General features: G+C 72.1%; 18 protein-coding genes. 11 read left to right on the plus strand and 7 right to left on the minus strand.

The features are described 5' to 3' along the window. The first annotated feature begins 81 nt into the window (after window positions 1–81). The 7 genes from DEJ33_RS12035 to DEJ33_RS12065 all read left to right on the plus strand — a co-directional run bounded on the left by DEJ33_RS12035 (window position 82) and on the right by DEJ33_RS12065 (window position 5,105). Window positions 82–609, plus strand: coding sequence for a hypothetical protein (locus DEJ33_RS12035; protein ID WP_146242607.1), 528 nt, complete (start codon window positions 82–84; stop codon window positions 607–609). Window positions 610–785: 176 nt separating this feature from the next. After that, complete coding sequence (locus DEJ33_RS12040) at window positions 786–1,205, plus strand: hypothetical protein (RefSeq protein ID WP_146242608.1); 420 nt, start codon at window positions 786–788, stop codon at window positions 1,203–1,205. Between the two features lie 167 nt (window positions 1,206–1,372). Then, on the plus strand, window positions 1,373–1,654 hold the full coding sequence (locus DEJ33_RS12045) for a hypothetical protein (protein WP_146242609.1): 282 nt from the start codon (window positions 1,373–1,375) through the stop codon (window positions 1,652–1,654). A 49-nt stretch (window positions 1,655–1,703) separates the two neighbouring features. Further along, complete coding sequence (locus tag DEJ33_RS16935; protein WP_146242610.1) at window positions 1,704–2,258, plus strand: hypothetical protein; 555 nt, start codon at window positions 1,704–1,706, stop codon at window positions 2,256–2,258. Next, a complete protein-coding gene (locus tag DEJ33_RS12055) occupies window positions 2,255–3,403 on the plus strand; it encodes a peptidoglycan-binding protein (RefSeq protein ID WP_111195110.1) in 1,149 nt (382 codons plus the stop codon). Before DEJ33_RS16935 ends, DEJ33_RS12055 begins: the two co-directional genes overlap by 4 nt. After that, window positions 3,394–3,996, plus strand: a complete 603-nt coding sequence (locus DEJ33_RS12060) for an ABC transporter ATP-binding protein (RefSeq protein WP_111079339.1) — start codon at window positions 3,394–3,396, stop codon at window positions 3,994–3,996. The genes DEJ33_RS12055 and DEJ33_RS12060 overlap by 10 nt, the downstream gene beginning before the upstream one ends. 35 nt (window positions 3,997–4,031) lie before the next feature. Beyond that, window positions 4,032–5,105 carry a hypothetical protein gene (locus DEJ33_RS12065; RefSeq protein ID WP_111195111.1) on the plus strand — a complete coding sequence of 358 codons (1,074 nt, stop codon included), beginning with the start codon at window positions 4,032–4,034 and terminating at the stop codon, window positions 5,103–5,105. A 102-nt stretch (window positions 5,106–5,207) separates the two neighbouring features. On the opposite strand, the gene DEJ33_RS12070 is transcribed toward DEJ33_RS12065, so the two are convergent. Continuing rightward, complete coding sequence (locus DEJ33_RS12070; RefSeq protein WP_111079341.1) at window positions 5,208–6,119, minus strand: VOC family protein; 912 nt, start codon at window positions 6,117–6,119, stop codon at window positions 5,208–5,210. A 69-nt stretch (window positions 6,120–6,188) separates the two neighbouring features. Next, window positions 6,189–6,968, minus strand: coding sequence for an SDR family oxidoreductase (locus DEJ33_RS12075; protein WP_111195158.1), 780 nt, complete (start codon window positions 6,966–6,968; stop codon window positions 6,189–6,191). Window positions 6,969–7,074: 106 nt separating this feature from the next. Between DEJ33_RS12075 and DEJ33_RS12080 the strand changes: the two genes are divergently transcribed. Next, window positions 7,075–7,608 carry a hypothetical protein gene (locus tag DEJ33_RS12080; RefSeq protein ID WP_111195112.1) on the plus strand — a complete coding sequence of 178 codons (534 nt, stop codon included), beginning with the start codon at window positions 7,075–7,077 and terminating at the stop codon, window positions 7,606–7,608. Continuing rightward, window positions 7,605–8,237: a signal peptidase I gene (gene lepB, locus DEJ33_RS12085; protein WP_258374645.1), complete on the plus strand. Its 633-nt coding sequence runs from the start codon at window positions 7,605–7,607 to the stop codon at window positions 8,235–8,237. Before DEJ33_RS12080 ends, lepB begins: the two co-directional genes overlap by 4 nt. A 140-nt stretch (window positions 8,238–8,377) precedes the next feature. Here the strand turns inward: lepB and DEJ33_RS12090 are convergent, their stop codons facing one another. Beyond that, window positions 8,378–8,698, minus strand: coding sequence for a hypothetical protein (locus DEJ33_RS12090; RefSeq protein ID WP_111079343.1), 321 nt, complete (start codon window positions 8,696–8,698; stop codon window positions 8,378–8,380). Between the two features lie 102 nt (window positions 8,699–8,800). Between DEJ33_RS12090 and DEJ33_RS12095 the strand changes: the two genes are divergently transcribed. Continuing rightward, window positions 8,801–10,006 carry a PP2C family protein-serine/threonine phosphatase gene (locus DEJ33_RS12095; protein WP_111079344.1) on the plus strand — a complete coding sequence of 402 codons (1,206 nt, stop codon included), beginning with the start codon at window positions 8,801–8,803 and terminating at the stop codon, window positions 10,004–10,006. Window positions 10,007–10,082: 76 nt separating this feature from the next. On the opposite strand, the gene DEJ33_RS12100 is transcribed toward DEJ33_RS12095, so the two are convergent. Beyond that, window positions 10,083–10,961: a phosphoribosylaminoimidazolesuccinocarboxamide synthase gene (locus DEJ33_RS12100; protein WP_111079345.1), complete on the minus strand. Its 879-nt coding sequence runs from the start codon at window positions 10,959–10,961 to the stop codon at window positions 10,083–10,085. Further along, window positions 10,958–12,241 (minus strand): phosphoribosylamine--glycine ligase, encoded by a 1,284-nt coding sequence (purD, locus tag DEJ33_RS12105; protein WP_111195113.1) that lies wholly within the window; start codon window positions 12,239–12,241, stop codon window positions 10,958–10,960. The genes DEJ33_RS12100 and purD overlap by 4 nt, the downstream gene beginning before the upstream one ends. A gap of 57 nt (window positions 12,242–12,298) precedes the next feature. Between purD and DEJ33_RS12110 the strand changes: the two genes are divergently transcribed. After that, window positions 12,299–12,658 (plus strand): sterol carrier family protein, encoded by a 360-nt coding sequence (locus DEJ33_RS12110; RefSeq protein WP_110904130.1) that lies wholly within the window; start codon window positions 12,299–12,301, stop codon window positions 12,656–12,658. On the opposite strand, the gene DEJ33_RS12115 is transcribed toward DEJ33_RS12110, so the two are convergent. After that, window positions 12,614–13,456, minus strand: a complete 843-nt coding sequence (locus tag DEJ33_RS12115) for a DUF4184 family protein (RefSeq protein WP_181437305.1) — start codon at window positions 13,454–13,456, stop codon at window positions 12,614–12,616. The two genes, DEJ33_RS12110 and DEJ33_RS12115, sit on opposite strands and share 45 nt — an antisense overlap. Before the next feature lie 491 nt (window positions 13,457–13,947). Further along, window positions 13,948–16,536: a LuxR C-terminal-related transcriptional regulator gene (locus tag DEJ33_RS12120; protein WP_111195115.1), complete on the minus strand. Its 2,589-nt coding sequence runs from the start codon at window positions 16,534–16,536 to the stop codon at window positions 13,948–13,950. Window positions 16,537–16,580: the final 44 nt, after the last annotated feature.

Here is a 16,580-nt window from a genome sequence, read left to right on the forward strand (position 1 = left end):
GGCCGCGTTGCGACGGCCATCGCGTGCGCGGCCGTGGTCTCGCTCGGCCTCCCGGGTTGTGCCCGGACCGAGGATCCGCGCGTGACCACTGCTTCCGCCGTTGCCTCGCTGACTGCTGGTGGGCCGTGGGCGGACGAGTTCCGCGAAGCACTTCGGCAGGGGGTCTCGCCGTACGAAGCGGCGATCCTCAGTGACGGCGAGGTCACGGCGGCGGAGCTCGAGGACGCGCATCACCACGTTCGGCAGTGCCTGCGCGAGTCCGGCCTGGACATCGAGTACGACCCGGACGGCGGCTTCGAGCTCTCGTCCCGTGACGGCAAGTACCCGGATGACTTCTTCAAGCGGTCGGATCCGGTCCTCCGCGCGTGCGAGGAGCGGTACGACGAACACGTGACGATGCTCTTCGAGGAGACTCGTCGGAACCCGGAGAAGCAGGACGAGGCAGAGATCGCCGTTGCGTGTCTGCGAAGAGTCGGCCTGGTCGGGAAGGACTACACCGAGCGGAAGTGGCGAGCCGAGGGCGACACCGGAGTCTTCTCGTTCGACGAGTACGACAAGCGTGCGCAGCAGTGCCAGCTCGATCCGCTCGGGCTCTGGCGGGAACCGTGACGCCGCGGTCGTGCGCCCTGGTGGCGATGTGCGCCCTGATTCTGAGCGGCTGTGCCCAGGCTCCTCTGGACTGCGGCGAGCCGACTCCGGGGCGGATGGATCCCTCGAGGTTCGCGGCCGCAGGGCCGTGGGCGGAGGAGTTCGCTGATGCTGCGGTGAGCCCGTACCAGATCGGCATGCTCGCCGACGGTGTGATCACAGCCGATGAACGCGCAGACGCCCGAGCGCGGACGAAGGTGTGCATGCGGGAGCACGGATACCGGTATGAGGAACACCGCGACGGCGCGGCGGACATCGATCCGTTGCACGGTCAGAGGGAGGGCATCGAACAGGTGATGTCGTACCTGCGGGGCTGCTCGCGGAGGTTCGACCACGACATCTCGAGGCTGTTCGACGCGATCCGACGGAACCCGGAGCACCGGGGTGAGGCTGCGCTCCAGGTGGCGTGTCTGCGACGCGCAGGAGTCGTCGGCCGGGACTACACCGAGCAGCGCTGGCGGACCGAGCGCGAGGACGACGACTACTCCTTCGTGGAGTGGTCACCGGAGGCGACGCAGTGTCGGCTCGACCCGCTCGGCCTGTTGCAGGAGGGGTGAGCGGGCGGCGCAGTAGCGCCGCGTGCGGGTGGCGTGACCGCCGCAGAGCTCACCGACTTGTAGCAGCCCATTGACATTGACAATGTCACATTTCAGTTGACCTGACGACAAGAGTCTAATACGTTGCACTCTACCGCGAGGTGCTTGCGGAGTGGAGGGAGAAACAAATGCTCACGAAGTTGATGGTCGCAGTTGCGATCACCGGGACCATTCTCGGTATCGGCGTCGCAATCGAGACAGCGACGGCAACTGAAGCCGAAGCAGCTGCGTGCTGGGGGCAGAACACCCAGACGAGGGGGAAGAACTACACGGGTTGCGGAATGGCCCATCACTTCAATCGCATCAACAACAAAGACCTCAAGTACGGTAACAACGCCAAAGCAAACACCTGGTCGTACGAACCGGTTTGCTATGCGCACGTGACGCAGTACGGGATGGTCCGGGTCTGAGGTGGTACTCAGGAGGCCCGGTCGCGGCATTGCGATCATGGTGTTGTCGATGCTCCTCATGAGTGGATGTGCCCATGACCCAGCGTCGGCACCGTCAACTCCGCAGCGCCTTCCGGCCGCCGGTCCCTGGGCGCAGGAATTCGGAGAATCTCTTGCACTCGCCAGCGACTACGAGACTCAGATTCTGCGAGACGGTGAGATCTCCGCAGCAGAGCTCGCGGACGCGCAGGCCCGAGACCGCGCCTGCATGCGTGATGCTGGCTACGACCTGCAGGTGGCCGATGACGGAACTTCGAGCCTCAGTAGGATCGACGGAGCCGATCTTCCTGAGATGGACGTCGTCGAAGCCGTGAGGCGGCGATGCTCTCACCAATTCGACAGGAGCATCACCTATCTGTTCAACGAGGTGCGGCGGAACCCGGAGAAGCAGGACGAAGCGAAGATCACCGTCGCGTGTCTGCAGAAGTCCGGGCTCGTCGGGAAGGACTACACCGAGCGGAAGTGGCGGTCGGAGAACGACACCGGCATGTTCTCGTTCGACGACTACGACCCTGCTGCCGTGCAGTGTCGGCTCGACCCGCTCAGCCTCTGGCGGCAGGGATGAGCGGGCGACGCAGCGCAGCCGTGTCCGGCTCACTCATCGGCCTCGGCAGCCTGCTCGTCGCGGCCGCCGCCGCGGTCGGTGCGGTCGTGGCGCTCCCGACCGACCCACCCGCGGCACTGCGGACGGCGTCTCCGGTCCAGACCGTGGCGGTCACCGAGCGGACGGACGCCGACGAGCACCAGGTGCAACTCGCGCTCGACCCCGGTGCGCCCCGATCGGTGGTGACGAGCCGGACCGGCATCGTCACGTCCTCGTCGTGTTCGACGGGCGGGGTTCTTCGCAGCGGCACGGAGATCGCCCGGGTCGACGACGTGCCGGTCATCGCGTTCGCGAGCAGGACGCCGCTGTTCCGGGACCTCACGCGCGACGACCGGGGAGAGGACGTCCGCGGTCTCCAACAGGAACTCGCCCGACTCGGCTCGACGATCGCGGTCGACGGCATCGTCGGACCGGGGACGCTCCGGGCGACGAGGTCGTTCCTCCTGTCCCACGACGTCCCCCGGGCGGCGGTACCGGACGACACGATCGAGCGCTCGGCGTTCGCCTGGATCCCGGCGGCCGAGGCGACGGTCCGGACGTGCACCGCCGTGGTCGGGGCGCCGGTCGACGCCGACGGCACACTCGTCGAACTGCCCGCGGAGCTGCGGAGTGCCCGGATCGAGCAGCTCCCGTCGGAGGCCGTGGCTGGCGCACGCGAGATCGCCGTCGGGCAGTTGCGCACGGCCGTCGACGACAACGGTGTGGTGACGGACCCGGACGCACTGACGCAGATCGGTGCCCTGCCGGAGTACGCCGCCACCGTTGCTTCTGCGGACGGCGTGCCGACGCTGCCGGCGTCGTGGGTGCTCGCCGAGCCGCTCGAGGTCCGCGTCGTGCCCCCGAGTGCGCTCTGGGACGTTCGGGACCACCATGCGTGCGTCCAGCCGGTGCCCGGCGATCCGGTCCGGGTCGAGGTGGTCGGCTCGGAGCTCGGGCAGTCGTTCATCCGCGTCGACCCGGGCGGGACCGCCGACCCCGGGACCGCCGACCCCACGACGGCCGAACCCGCGACCGCCGAACCCGCGACCGCCGGCCCCGCGACGGCCGTCCCGACACCGCTCGATCGCGTCCGCGTTGTCCCGGACACCGGTCGGTCATGCCGGTGAGCCTCCGCGGAGTCGGGCACCGGTGGCCGAACGGGACCGGGCTGTTCCACGACGTCGACCGGACCTTCGACGACGGCACGGTGACGGCGCTCATCGGCCCGAGCGGCTCCGGCAAGTCGACCCTGCTCGCGATCCTCGCGCGGATGACCACCCCGACGTCCGGACGCGTGGAGCTACCCGACGACGCGGCCGTGCTCTGGGTGTTCCAGAACCCCCACGGTGTTGCTCGGCGCACGGCCCTCGACCACGTGACCCTGCCGCTGCTCGCTCACGGGATGCGCCGGCGGGCAGCGGAGCAGCGGGCACGGACGATCCTCGAGCGCTTCGGCCTGGCGCCCCGAGCGACAGCGCGTTTCCGTGAGCTGTCCGGCGGCGAGGCGCAACGGCTGATGCTCGCCCGGGGTGTGGCCGCGGCGCCGACCCTGATGCTCGTCGACGAACCGACCGCCCAGCTCGACCGGACGACCGCGGCAGAGGTCAACGGCGTGATCGCCGAACTCGCAGCCGCCGGCACGACCGTCGTCGTCGCGACGCACGACGACGCCACACGGTCTGCATGCGGCGAGGTCCTGGACCTCGGTGCGTTCCGGTGAGTCCTCGCACCGTCCCCGCGAGGACCCGGCACCCCATGCGCGTGACCGAGGTACTGCGCGAGGCCTGGCGCGACCTGGCGACCGGCGCGGGCTCCGCGGTGGCGTGCGCGGTCGTGCTCGCGGTGTTGATCGGCGGTGTCGTCGGCCTCCGGACCCAGACCGTCGCCGGGGACGTCCGTGCTGCCGCCCAGTGGGTGGTGTCCGGGGCGGCGACGCAGGTGTTCACTGCGGCGGGACGGATCGACGGTCGCGCGTGCGCGGCGCTCGCGGACGAGCCGGACGTCCTGGCGGCCGGGGCGCTCCGCCGGCTCGACGACGGCATGGTGGTCGCAGCGCTCCCGGGGACCTCGATCCCGACCTACGAGGTGACGAGCGGGGCGACCTCGCTCTTCAGCGTCACCGGGACGACCGGCGGTCCGGGTGTCGTCGTCGCGCCCGAGGTGGCCGACGAGCTGGGCGTCCATCCGGGCGAGCAGATCATGACGCCGGACGGGCCGGTCCCCGTCGCGGGCGTCTACTCGTACCCGGACGACGGCCGGGACCCCGACCTGGCGTACGCGGTCCTGGCGCCGACCGCTGTCGACGACGCACCCTTCGACGCCTGCTGGGCGACGATCTGGCCGGAGGACGAGACAGCCCTCGCGAGCGTGCGGCGGACGCTGCTGCCGGCGACCGGTTCCGAGGAGGGCGAGCGGTCGACCCTCGGCCAGCTCAACCCGCGGTCCGGAACGGCGTTCGCCCCGAGCGAGCTCCCGACGCCGGGCGTACTCGAGGGAGCCGCACTCGGACTCGGACTGGTCGTCGGGGGCGCGGCGGTCCTCCGTCGGCGCCTGTCGATCGCCTCCGACCGGCACGTCGGCGTCAGCACGGCAGCGCAGGCACTCGGCATCGCGGTCCAGCACCTCGCGTGGGGTGTGGTCGGAACCGCCCTGGCGCTCGCCGTGTCCGTCGTACTGGTGCGGGGCCTCCCGGTCGCTGACAGGCTGCCGATCGTCGCGGGTGGCGTGGTCCTCTGCGGGCTCGGGCTCGTCGGTGCGGTCGCGGGCGGCGCGGCCGCGGTCCCCCTCATCCGGGAGCGAGCGTTGCACCGCTACTTCCGCACCCGCTGATGCGAGCACCCCGCAGACGGCGGCACTGCACCGCACCGCAGCTCACCTCAGCTCGCCGCAGCAAGGCTGCACGGCCGGGAGGCGCGGCGCACGCCCGCCACGTCACCCGCGCCCGGCTGTGGTCACCTCGATGCGGTTGGCCCACGGGTCCTCGAACGCGACCGTCCGCCCGTCGTCCGCGGTCTGCACCCCGGCGTCCCGCATCCGCGCGGTCAGTGCGCCCAGGTCGTCGGCGGCGGGGACCTCGATCCGGACGAGCCCGAGTCCGAGCGCCTGCTGCCGCCGGCCCGCCCCTCGGGAGTTCCACGTGTTCATCGCCATGTGGTGGTGGTACCCGCCGGCGCTGACGAACAGCGCCTGGCTGCCCATCGCCGCGGTGGTCGCGAAACCGAGGGTGTCGACGTAGAACGCCTTCGCCGAGGCCACGTCGCCGACCGACAGGTGCACGTGGCCGACGCGGCCGGGCCGGGTGTCGGCGTGCTCGAGCGCCTCGGCGGTGAGGTGCTCCTGCAGGAACGCGTTCGGGTCGATGTACACGGTGTCCATGTCGATCGAGCCGTGCGTCCACGACCACTCGGTGCGGTCGCGGTCCCAGTACAGCTCGACGCCGTTGCCCTCGGGGTCCGTGAAGTAGAAGGCGTTGCTGACGAGGTGGTCGGCGCTGCCGGTGAATGACTGCGGGTACCGCGTGGCGACGGAGTACAGGGCGGCGGCGAGGTCCGCTCGGTCGTCGAACACCACGGCCGTGTGGAACAGTCCGGCCTGCCCGGGACTCGCCTGCCGGAGTGCGGGCTCGTGCTCGAGCACGACGACCGGCACGGCGAGCGCGCCGCCAGCTGGCACACTGCCGCCACCCGGTACGGGCCGCCCGAGCACGACCCGCGCCCCCTCCTGCACGAGCACCGTCAGCCGCACGCCGTCCCGGTAGAAGGCCGTCATGGCGTCGAGGTCGGCGACCCGGAGCGTCACGGCGCCCATCCCGGTGTCCGCGGCGAGGAGGTCCTGCGAGTTCATCCCTCCAGTCTGCGCCCCGTTCGGTGACACGTCAACGACTCCGGGTCGGTGCCCCCGGCACAGCGCCTGTCACTTCGCGCTGAACCCACCGTCCGTCTTGAGCAGCTGCCCGTTCACCCATCCGCCGTCCGGCCCACACAGGAACCCGACGAGCGCCGCGGTGTCGGTGGGCATCGACGGCCGTCCGAGCGGAGTCTGGTCGACCGCGGCCTGCCGGATCTCGTCCGTCATCCACCCCGTGTCGTTCGGCCCCGGGTTGATGGTGTTCGCACTCACCCGCACGTCCCCGAGCTCGATCGCAGCCCCCACGATCAACCGGTCGAGCGCGCCCTTGCTCGTGCCGTAGGGCAGGTTGAACCCGACGTGGTCACTCGTCAGCGCGATCACCCGACGCCGATCGAGCGGCGCGTCGGCCCCCTCGCGGAGTCGCCGCGCGTACGCCTGCACGATGAGGAACGGCGCGCGGACGTTCACGGCCAGGTGCTTGTCGAACGACTCGACGGTGGTCGTCGCGAAGTCCGAGTCCACCGACTCGCAGTGCGACATCACGACGGCCGTCACCGGCACGCCCGCTTCGGCCTCGGCGCGGCCGACGAGTGCGGCCGCCTGCTCCGGGTCGGCCAGGTCGACCGGGAGGCGCGTCACGGCAGCTCCCGTCGCCACACACTCCGCGACGACCGCGTCCACGCCGTCCGGGTCGGCGCCCCCGTGCACCCGCTCGTCGTACGGCCCCCACCAGCTGATCGCGAGGTCCCACCCGTCGGAGGCCAGACGCGTCGCGATCGCGGCTCCGATCCCGGCTCGTCGGCCGACCCCGGTCACCAGGGCGAGTGGTCTGCGGTTCGTCATCCGGGCCTCCATCCCGACCGTGCGGCGGTGCGCGGTCCTGACCACCTTGGCATCGCATCCGGTTGCTCGTCAGCCGGACCGGGCCGGGACGGGCCAAGATGGACCGATGCCCCCTGAACGCCGAGGTCGCCGCCCGCGACCCCAGGACCTGCCGGTCGAGCACGTCCGCGACCGCATGTCGTCGTACATCTACGGCAACATCACCGTCCTCGCCGTCGCGATCGCCGTCTCGCCGGAGCAGATCCAGCACGGCTCCGCGGTCCTGACGGTGCTCGCGACCGCGGTCCTGACGTACCTGGCGCACGTGCTCGCGCACCTGGTGGCGCATTCCATCGGCGCCACCGGTGACGAGGACGCCCGTCGCGAGACCGTCGCCGTCATCACGCGGAACGCGAACCCGATCGCGACCTCCGGTCTGATCCCGGCCGTGCTCTACGCGGCCGCGTGGCTCGGGTGGCCACCGGCGGAGTGGGCGCAGATCGCGGCGGTCGTCATCCTGGTCGCGCGCATCGGCCTGGTCGGGGTGTTCCTCCAGCGGTTCAGCGGCAAGCAGCCGTCGTTCCTGGGCCTGTGGGGCGGGATCGTGCTCGCCGCGGTCGCGCTCGCGATCTCACTCGTGAAGGTCGTGGCGACACATTGAGCAGTGACACACCGATCGAAGGCGCAGCCGACGAGCGTCGCAGGTCGACCAGGCGGTTCCTCCGCGACCTGGTGATCATCGTGGTGGCGGCCCTGCTCGCGTCGTTCCTGGTGAAGGCGTACCTGGTCCGCTCGTTCTACATCCCGTCGGAGTCGATGGAGAACACGCTCCTGGTCGGCGACCGGGTGCTGGTGAACGAACTCGTGCCCGGGGTGATGCCACTGGAGCGCGGTGACGTCGTGGTCTTCCGCGACCCGAACGCGTGGCTCAGCCCGGGACAGGGTGAGGACCTCATCAAGCGGGTGATCGGCCTGCCGGGGGACCGGGTGGAGTGCTGTGACGCACAGGGCCGGCTGTCCGTGAACGGGCACGCCGTCGACGAGCCGTACGTGCGGCTGCCGGAGGACGTGAAACGGGTGTCGGGCGAGGACTTCTCGATCACAGTGCCGGAGGGGCGGATCTGGGTGATGGGCGACAACCGCTACAACTCGGCGGACTCACGGATCCACGGCAACGTCCCGATGGACGACGTGGTCGGACGCGCCTTCGTCATCACCTGGCCGGCGGACCGGTGGTCGGTGCTGTCGCGCTACGGCGCGGAGTGGGACGCGGTCCCCGACCCGCACTGACCGTCGGGGCGCGAGCGGCGGGGCGAGACGCCCCGGAAGGCGCGAGACGCCGCCAGATCCGGCGGCGTCTCAGCACTTCGGCGGCGTCTCAGCAGTTGAGGGGGCCGTCTGGCGGAGACGCCGGCGTCCGGACGGGAGGCTCAGCAACCGACGGTCGTCAGCGTCACCTTCGCGACCCGGTCGGCTCGGACCTCTGCGCGCTGCGGGCAGAGGTCGCCCGCCCGGACGGTGACCTCGCCGAGGGGCACGCCCGCGAAGTCCGCGGTGTCGCCCGGGTAGACCTGCTGGTGCGACGAGGGCTCGCCGTTCGGCAGGAACACCTTCACCTGGTACGGGTGGTCGGCGGCGTTCTTCGACACCGTGACGGACACCTGCCCGGTGGGGTTCTCCGCGCCGCAGCCGGTGAGGGCCAGGGTCGCGCCACAGACCAGGGCGAGGGCGGGGGCGACACGGCGGAACACGGATCCAGGCTACGCGGGACGCCCGGGTGGCCCGTCCACTGGGGGCATGCGTTCTGGGAACAGCACGCGGGCGGTGTCCGGTATCCGCGTTACCGTGGAGGCATGAGCATCGAGCACGTGGAGCAGCAGGCGGATCAGGCCCTCGCTCCCGAGACCGCTCGTCGTGCTGCCCTCCTGGCTGCCCTGGACGTCGTGCAGGGCGGGCCCGAGGAGCGCTTCGAACGCATCACCCGGATCGCCCGAGAGGCCTTCGGCGTCGCCGGGTCCTTCCTCAACCTGGCGGGCGACGACCTGCTCTTCCACAAGTCGCAGCAGTCGGACGCCGTGTTCCCCGGGTCGACGCCGCTCCAGGACACCTTCTGCGGTCGGACCCTGCACCAGGACGGTCCCGTCGTCGTGGCGGACGCCCGCGACGACCTGCGGTTCTCGGACCTGCCGATGGTGAACGACGACCCGAACGTCCGCTTCTACGCCGGGGTGCCGCTGCACGTCGGTGCCGACGCCACCAAGGTCGGCACCCTCTGCCTCATCGACCCGGAGCCGCGGACACTCACCGCCGACGACGTCGTCCTGCTGCAGGAACTCGCCGTCTGGGCGGAGCGGGAACTCGCGACCGGCCTGGACGACGACCGGCTCCGTACCGTGCTGTCCGGCCTGCAGCCGCGGACCGTCGACCTGCCCGGGTGGACCATCGGGGGCACGTCCATCCCGCACGGCATCGTGTCCGGTGACTTCCACGAGTGGCGCGTCGCCGGGGACACCGTCGACGTGACGGTCGCGGACGTGATGGGCAAGGGCATGGCGGCCGGACTCCTCGCCGCCGGCATGCGCGGGGCGCTGCTCGCCCGGACCAACGAGGTCCCCGCGACCGCGGTCGCAGCGCTCGAGGAGCAGGTGTCGCCCGACCTCAGCGCGGCCGAGGCGTTCGCCACGCTGTTCCACGGCCGACTCGACACCACCACCGGCAGGCTCGACTTCGTCGACGCCGGGCACGGCCTCGTGCTGCACCTGCACGCCGACGGCACCGAGACCGTCCTGCGCTCCGTCGACCTGCCGATCGGCCTGCACCCCGTCGGGATCGACCGTGCCGTCGGGGAACTCGTCCTGGAACCCGGTGACTCCCTCTTGCTGGTCAGCGACGGGGCACTCGAACTGTGGGACTCGACCCTGGCCTCGCTGTCCCGACTCGGGGCGCTCTACCGGAAGTCGCCGGACCTCGGCACGTTCCTGGCCGGCGTCCGTGGGCGCGCGATCGAGCACGACCCGGGTGACGACCTGACCGTCGTCGTGGTCTCCCGCGACGCCTGACCCGCGCCAGACGCCGGGCAGGCGGCCCCGAGGTCCCGCGGCCCCGATGTCTCGCGGTGCCGAGGCCCCGCGGCCGTCAGGCCCCGAGGCGCTCGATCAGCTCCCGGTAGCGCGCAGCCGTCCGCTGGACGACCTCGTCCGGCAGCACCGGCGGCGTGCCCGTGCGGTCCCAGTGCGCGCTGAGCCAGTCGCGCACGATCTGCTTGTCGAAGGAGTCGGTGCGGTTGCCGGACTCGTACGCGGCGGCGTCCCAGTAGCGGCTGGAGTCGCTGGTCAGGACCTCGTCCGCGATGCGGATGAGGCCGTCGGCATCGCGGCCGAACTCGAACTTCGTGTCCGCGATGACGACCCCGCGCTGCAGGGCGATCGCCGCCGCGTCGGAGTACACCGCGAGCGACAGGTCCCGGAGGGCGGCGGCGTCGGCCGGCCCGACCAGTTCCTCAGTGCGCTCGAAGGAGATGTTCTCGTCGTGCTCGCCCTGCGGCGCCTTGTACGCCGGGGTGTAGATCGGTTCGGGCAGGCGGTCCCCGTTCGACAGGCCGGCGGGCAGTTCGACACCGCAGACGCTGCCGGACTCCTGGTACTCGGCCCAGCCGCTGCCCACCAGGTACCCGCGGACCACGCACTCGATCGGGAACATCCGGAGGGGCATGACGTGCATGGAGCGGGCTTCGACGTCGGCGGGCACCGGGGTCGTGGTCCCGCTCGGCGTGAGCAGGTGGTTCGGGACGTCGCGCAGCTGGCCGAACCAGAAGCGGGACAGCCGCGTCAGCAGTTCGCCCTTGCCGGGGATCGGCGGTTCGAGTGCGAAGTCGTACGCGCTGACCCGGTCCGAGGCCAGCAGCAGCAGCTCGGTGGCTCCGGCGACGTCGGCGGTGTCGGCCGGGACGTAGAGTTCGCGGACCTTGCCGGACGAGACGTGACGCCAGCCCTCGACGACGGGTGCGGTGCTCATCGGACGACCTTCGTGGCGATGTCAGTGCGGAACTGGCCGCCGGGCAGGGTGATGTCGTGCAGCCCCGCGTACGCGCGGTCGCGGGCCTGCGCGAAGTCTGACCCGGTCGCGACGACGCTCAGGACGCGTCCGCCGGTGGCGACGAGGTCCCCGTCGAGGGTTCCGGTCGCCGCGTGCAGGACCGCGACACCGTCGCGGGCGTTCGCGTCGTCGACCCCGGTGATGACCCGACCGGTGACCGGGTTCTCCGGGTAGCCCTCGCTCGCCAGGACGACGGTGACCGCTACCTGGTCGCGGAACTCCGGCCGCGGGGTGCTGTCGAGCTGCCCGGTCGCCGCTGCCAGCAGCAGGCCGCTCAGCGGGGTCGCCAGGCGGGGGAGGACGACCTGGGTCTCCGGGTCGCCGAACCGGGCGTTGAACTCGATGACGCGGACACCCTGCTCGGTCACGATGAGCCCGCAGTAGAGCAGCCCGACGAACGGCGTGCCCTCGTGCTCGAGCCGGCGGACGGTCGGCAGTGCGACGAGCTCGGAGACCTCGTCCACGAAGGCCTGCTCGGAGCCCCAGCGCTCGTCGAGCCACGGCAGCGGCGAGTACGCGCCCATGCCACCGGTGTTCGGTCCCAGGTCGCCGTCGCCCAGGCGCTTGTAGTCCTGTGCAGGAGAGAGCGGCCGGACGTCGTGCCCGTCGCTGAGGAAGAACAGCGACACCTCTTCGCCGTCGAGGAACTCCTCCACCACGACGTGACCGTGCTGCAACCAGTAGGTCGCGTGGTCGAGCGCCGCCTGCCGGTCCTCGGTCACCAGGACGCCCTTGCCGGCTGCCAGCCCGTCGGCCTTCACGACGTACGGGGCTCCGAGGTCGTCGAGCGCCGCCGCGGCTTCGGCCACCGTGCCGGCGTACACGGGGCGCCCGGTCGGGACCCCGGCCTCGGCCATGATCCGCTTGGCGAACGCCTTCGAGCCCTCGAGCTGCGCGGCGGCCTTGCCCGGACCGAAGACCGGGATGCCACGGGTGCGCAGCGGGTCGGCGACACCGGCGATGAGCGGGGCCTCGGGGCCCACGACGACCAGGTCGACGTCGTTCTCGAACGCGTACTCCGCGACGAGGGCGCCGTTCGACGGGTCGAGCGACACCGTCTCGACGTCGGCGGTGATGCCGGCGTTGCCGGGTGCGGCGGTGATGACGTGGCCGCCGTCCGGGGACGCGGCGTTCTCCGCCAGGAGGGCCGTGATGATCGCGTGCTCGCGGGCACCGGAACCGAGGACGAGGATTCGCACCCGATCACCCTACCGAGCCCGACTCGCCGCCCGCAGTGCACCGGCTAGCCTGTGGAGATGCCGCCGAGGACGATCGAAGACGCCGTCGGCCGGGCTGCCCTGGACGCCGTGACCGCCGGTGCGACGGACCGCACCTCGGTCGCGACCGCCGTCCGCTGGACCCTGCAGCGCCTGGCCGAGGACGTGCCCGGCAACAGCGTCGAGGTCCGGGTCCCGCCGTTCGCCGCCGTGCAGGCCGTGCCCGGCCCCCGACACACCCGTGGCACGCCGCCGAACGTCGTCGAGACCGACCCGACGACCTGGCTCGCGCTCGCCACCGGTCGGCTGCGCTGGGACGACCCGGACACCGCGCGCCGCGTCAGTGCCTCCGGGTCACGGGCGGACCTCGCCGCGTTCCTCCCGGTCCGCCTGCCCTGACGGTTCCGCCGCCCGCGCCCTCCGGACCAGCAGCAGCACGAGCGCCCCGGCGGCCAGCGTCACCGCGACCGTCGGCGGCAGGACGAACGCCTCGCGGACGACGACCGTCCCGACGCCACCGCCGCGGCCGAGGCCCGACCCCGCGGTGACCAGCGCGACCAGCAGGACGGCGGCGAGGGCGACGACGGGGGTGATGCGGGCCTCCCGTCCGGTGTGGTCCGGTGCGACCACCGCGGGGTCCGGCCGGGAGGCCCGCCACACCCCCGCCACGTCGCCGGCGGTCCGCGCGTGGCGCGTCCACTGCCGCAGCAGCACGAGGACCAGGAGCAGGCCGCCCGCACTCGAGGCGTCCTGGACGAGGGAGTACACCGGGTGGCCGCCGACCTCCGACCGGAGCGCCGACACGTGCAGGACGACCCAGCCGTGCGGGTGCGAGAGGGCGTCCCAGACGATGTGCGTCACGCTCCCGAGCACGCAGGCGACCACGACGAGCGGGACCCGCGACGGCGGGACCCGCTCGGGCCGGTCCCAGCCGGGTAGCTGCGCGCAGTACCGGGACGGCAGGACCGGGGTCCACGCGGGCCGGACGAGGTACCACCACGCGGCGAGCACGACCAGCGACACCACGAGGTCGATCGTGACGACACCGAGCCACGAGTGCGTGAAGCCGTACGGCGGCAGCGCGGGCACGAAGAGCACGGCGTCGGGGGCCATCGAGCCGACCGCGACCGCCGCGACGGGCAGGGCGGAGCGGCGGAACGGCAGCGCGACGACCGCGTGGCTGATGGTGAACGGCACCCGTCGAGCCTGGCGGGCAGCGGGACGCGAGCACATCAGCCGGAAGGCGGAGACACGGGCCGCGTCTGGCCGGTACCGGCGAGAATTAGGTAGGTCCTACCGATGTGGACCGTGCACCTGCTTCTCTAGCCTTGCTGAAGCCGCCGGGATTCGGACCCGACCCGAACGGGTCCGAACCCGGCGACGTACGCAACGCTACGCGAAACCAGGCGCACTGTGTCAACGAGGACGGCGAGTCGTGCTGCAACCCGCAACTTCTTGCGGTCGATCCGTCGCGCCCGGACGCGGGCGGCATCCTCCGGACGGTGACGGTGACGGTGACGGCGACCGCGTCGGGGCCTGTCGCCCCGGTACGCCGCCGACCGGGCGAAACGCCGCCGACCGCGCGAGACCCCGCAGGATCAGGAGGCGTCTCACGCACACCGGGGTGTCTCGCGAACACGGGGGCGTCTCGCGCACACGCGCACGTCCCGTGGCGGACAGCCGTCGGCTCAGACCATCTCGGCGAGCTCGGACCGCGCACGCAGGTCCCACTTCGAGAACACCCGCGACATGTGGGCGTCGATCGTCCGTACCGACAGTCCGAGGTGCTCCGCGATCCGTCGGTTCGAGAACCCCTGCGCCGCGAGCTGGGCGACCTCGTACTCGCGCTTCGTCAGCGGCTGCGTCCGTCGACCGGCCGTCACCGCCATCCCGCACGCGGCGAGGTCCGCCTGGGCGCTGGCGATCCACCCGCGGTCGCCCGAGCGCAGCGCGTCGGCGTACTGGGTGATCGCGTTCGCGAGGGGTCCGTCGACGCGGCCCGCGGCGTCCTGCAGGCGGTCGAGCGACGCCGTGGTGTCCCGACCGGCCGCGATGTCCATCACGTAGTGCAGGGCCTGGCCGTAGAGGACGTGCGTCCAGGCGCCCGAGGCTGTGCCACGGGCGATGAGCTCGTCGGCGCGGTACAGCCCGGCCGGGTTGCCGAGCAGCGCCTCGGACCAGGCGATCGTCATCTCGATCTGGGCGCCGAGGATCCGCATGGCCCGCAGGGGAGTGGTCCGCGCCCGCTCGACGGACTCGGCGGCGGCGTCGGTCATGCCCGCGTACGCCTGCGACATCGCCAGGCGCGACCAGGCATAGGCGGCGAACCCGCCCGGGTCGTCGACCGCGTACCGCTCGCAGGCGGCCGTGAACGCGGTGACCGCGTCGGACCACCGGCGCTGTCCGAGGGCCTGGTTGCCGATGCCGAACAGCTCCAGGGTGAAGTCGTACTTGAGGAACGGGTCCGACCGGCTGACCGGCACCTGGGTCACCATCTCGGCGATGTCGCCGCGCCAGACCTGCACCTGGTGCATGACCGAGACGATCTCGCCGACGCTCCACGGCGAGTCCTCGAGGTGCACCGCGGCCGTGGCGAGACTCGCCTGCGCCAGCCGCAGGGCGTCGTCGAGTCGCCCGCCGGTGCCCAGGGCGGCCACGGCGCACGCCGCGATCGGCAGGAAGGACCGCGGGATCGTGGGCGCGTGCAGGACGCCGGTGCGCTCGATCTCCTCGCGGACCTCGGCGAAGTCGCCTCCCCAGCCCAGGTGCGACAGGCGCAGGACGCGCAGTTGTTCGACGGTCTCCGGGTCCACGAACTGCATCGCGACCTCGGTCAGCGCCACGGCCGCGGCGGTGTCGTCGTCGTGGAACTGCCGGAGGTTCGCGAGGGTCTCGCACGCCTCGACCACGGCGACGTCGTCGACCGCCACCCCGGAGGTCACCAGACCCCAGGCCGCTTCGGCGTCGAGCCGGCCGGCCTCGCGCCCGCTGCTGTACCCGTGGGCCAGGGACCGCAGGCAGTGGGTCCGCACCCGGTCGGTCGGGGTGAGGCCGGCGTCGGGGCCCGCGCTGAGGGCCGCGGTCGTCAGGGCGATGGCGCTCTCGTGCTCCTGCAGGCCACCGGCGACCCGGGCGGCGTCGAGCAGTTGGTCCACCGGCGGCACGATGCCACACTCCAGCGCCCAGAGGGTCGAGCGGAGCCGGGCTGCCGGCGGCGCTCCCTCGGGACGGTCGGTGCGGAACGCGTTCGCCCGGGCGAACAGGGCGGTGCGTCGGGCCACGGGCACCAGGGCGCGGACGACCTCACCGACCAGCGGGTGCGAGGACCGTGCGACCGGACTGCCGGTGTCGGTCGAGTCGATCCGGACGAAGCCGAGCCCCACCGTGCGGTCAAGGTCGCGCCCGTCCGCCAGGGCGATCAGCCGGGACAGCGGGATCGGTTCGGCCAGGGCGACGATCTCCACGACGTCACGCAGGTCTCCCGGCAGTGCCCCGAGCTCGGTGCTGTACATGTCGGCCAGGCTCAGCGACGCCGTCACCCGGCCGCGCCAGTACCAGCTGAGGGCGGTGTGCTCCAGCGCGCCGGAGGACAGTCCGGCCCGGACGACCTCGCGCAGGTACAGCGGGTTGCCCTGCGTCGCGCGGTGCACCTGCTCCACCGATGCCGGTTCGAGCGGGGCCCCGAGGGCGGACTCGACGAGGGACGAGGTCTCGGCCAGGTCGAGCGGTTCCAGGTCGATGCGCTCGAGCAGGTCGTCCTGCCACAGCGCACGCAGGGGTTCGGCGAGTGCGGTGAAGTCCCGGCAGGTCAGGACGAGCCGCGCGTGTTGGTCACGGACGAGCCAGGCGACGTAGCGGGCCGAGAGCGTGTCGAGCAGGTCGGCGTCGTCGACCCGCAGGAGCAGGTCCCGGCCCTCCGCCTCGGCCGCGTCACGCAGGCGTGCCTCGGCGGGGACGGGTTCGGTCAGGTCGTCGCCCAGGACGTCCCCGAAACGGTCGGACACCGCGCCGAAGGGCATCGACGACCCGGAGGCGACCGCGGTGATCGGCACGACGAGCGGGTCCGCGTCACGCTCCTGCGCGGCGACCCGGTCGGTGACCCGGGCCGCGACGGTGGTCTTGCCGAGCCCGGCGGTCCCGACCAGGGCGACGCTCCAGCGGTGTTCCCCGACGACGGCGACGGCCCGGTCCTCTTCGTGCCGGGTCATCACGGGCCAGGACAGGCGGGCGGGGACGGTCGTCGGACGGCGGTCGCTCGACGCGGTCCCGTCGATCATCGCGCACCTCCGTCCTCGATACTGCTCGGTAGTGGACCATCATC

The organism is Curtobacterium sp. MCPF17_047 (assembly GCF_003234045.1).
GTDB lineage: Bacteria > Actinomycetota > Actinomycetes > Actinomycetales > Microbacteriaceae > Curtobacterium.

Coding starts and splice junctions, on each gene's coding strand:
- DEJ33_RS12040 (WP_146242608.1), top strand. CDS start 786: ATGCTCGCCGACGGTGTGATCACAGCCGATGAACGCGCAGACGCCCGA.
- DEJ33_RS12045 (WP_146242609.1), top strand. CDS start 1,373: ATGCTCACGAAGTTGATGGTCGCAGTTGCGATCACCGGGACCATTCTC.
- DEJ33_RS16935 (WP_146242610.1), top strand. CDS start 1,704: ATGCTCCTCATGAGTGGATGTGCCCATGACCCAGCGTCGGCACCGTCA.
- DEJ33_RS12055 (WP_111195110.1), top strand. CDS start 2,255: ATGAGCGGGCGACGCAGCGCAGCCGTGTCCGGCTCACTCATCGGCCTC.
- DEJ33_RS12060 (WP_111079339.1), top strand. CDS start 3,394: ATGCCGGTGAGCCTCCGCGGAGTCGGGCACCGGTGGCCGAACGGGACC.
- DEJ33_RS12065 (WP_111195111.1), top strand. CDS start 4,032: ATGCGCGTGACCGAGGTACTGCGCGAGGCCTGGCGCGACCTGGCGACC.
- DEJ33_RS12070 (WP_111079341.1), bottom strand. CDS start 6,119: ATGAACTCGCAGGACCTCCTCGCCGCGGACACCGGGATGGGCGCCGTG.
- DEJ33_RS12075 (WP_111195158.1), bottom strand. CDS start 6,968: ATGACGAACCGCAGACCACTCGCCCTGGTGACCGGGGTCGGCCGACGA.
- DEJ33_RS12080 (WP_111195112.1), top strand. CDS start 7,075: ATGCCCCCTGAACGCCGAGGTCGCCGCCCGCGACCCCAGGACCTGCCG.
- DEJ33_RS12095 (WP_111079344.1), top strand. CDS start 8,801: ATGAGCATCGAGCACGTGGAGCAGCAGGCGGATCAGGCCCTCGCTCCC.
- DEJ33_RS12100 (WP_111079345.1), bottom strand. CDS start 10,961: ATGAGCACCGCACCCGTCGTCGAGGGCTGGCGTCACGTCTCGTCCGGC.
- DEJ33_RS12110 (WP_110904130.1), top strand. CDS start 12,299: ATGCCGCCGAGGACGATCGAAGACGCCGTCGGCCGGGCTGCCCTGGAC.
- DEJ33_RS12120 (WP_111195115.1), bottom strand. CDS start 16,536: ATGATCGACGGGACCGCGTCGAGCGACCGCCGTCCGACGACCGTCCCC.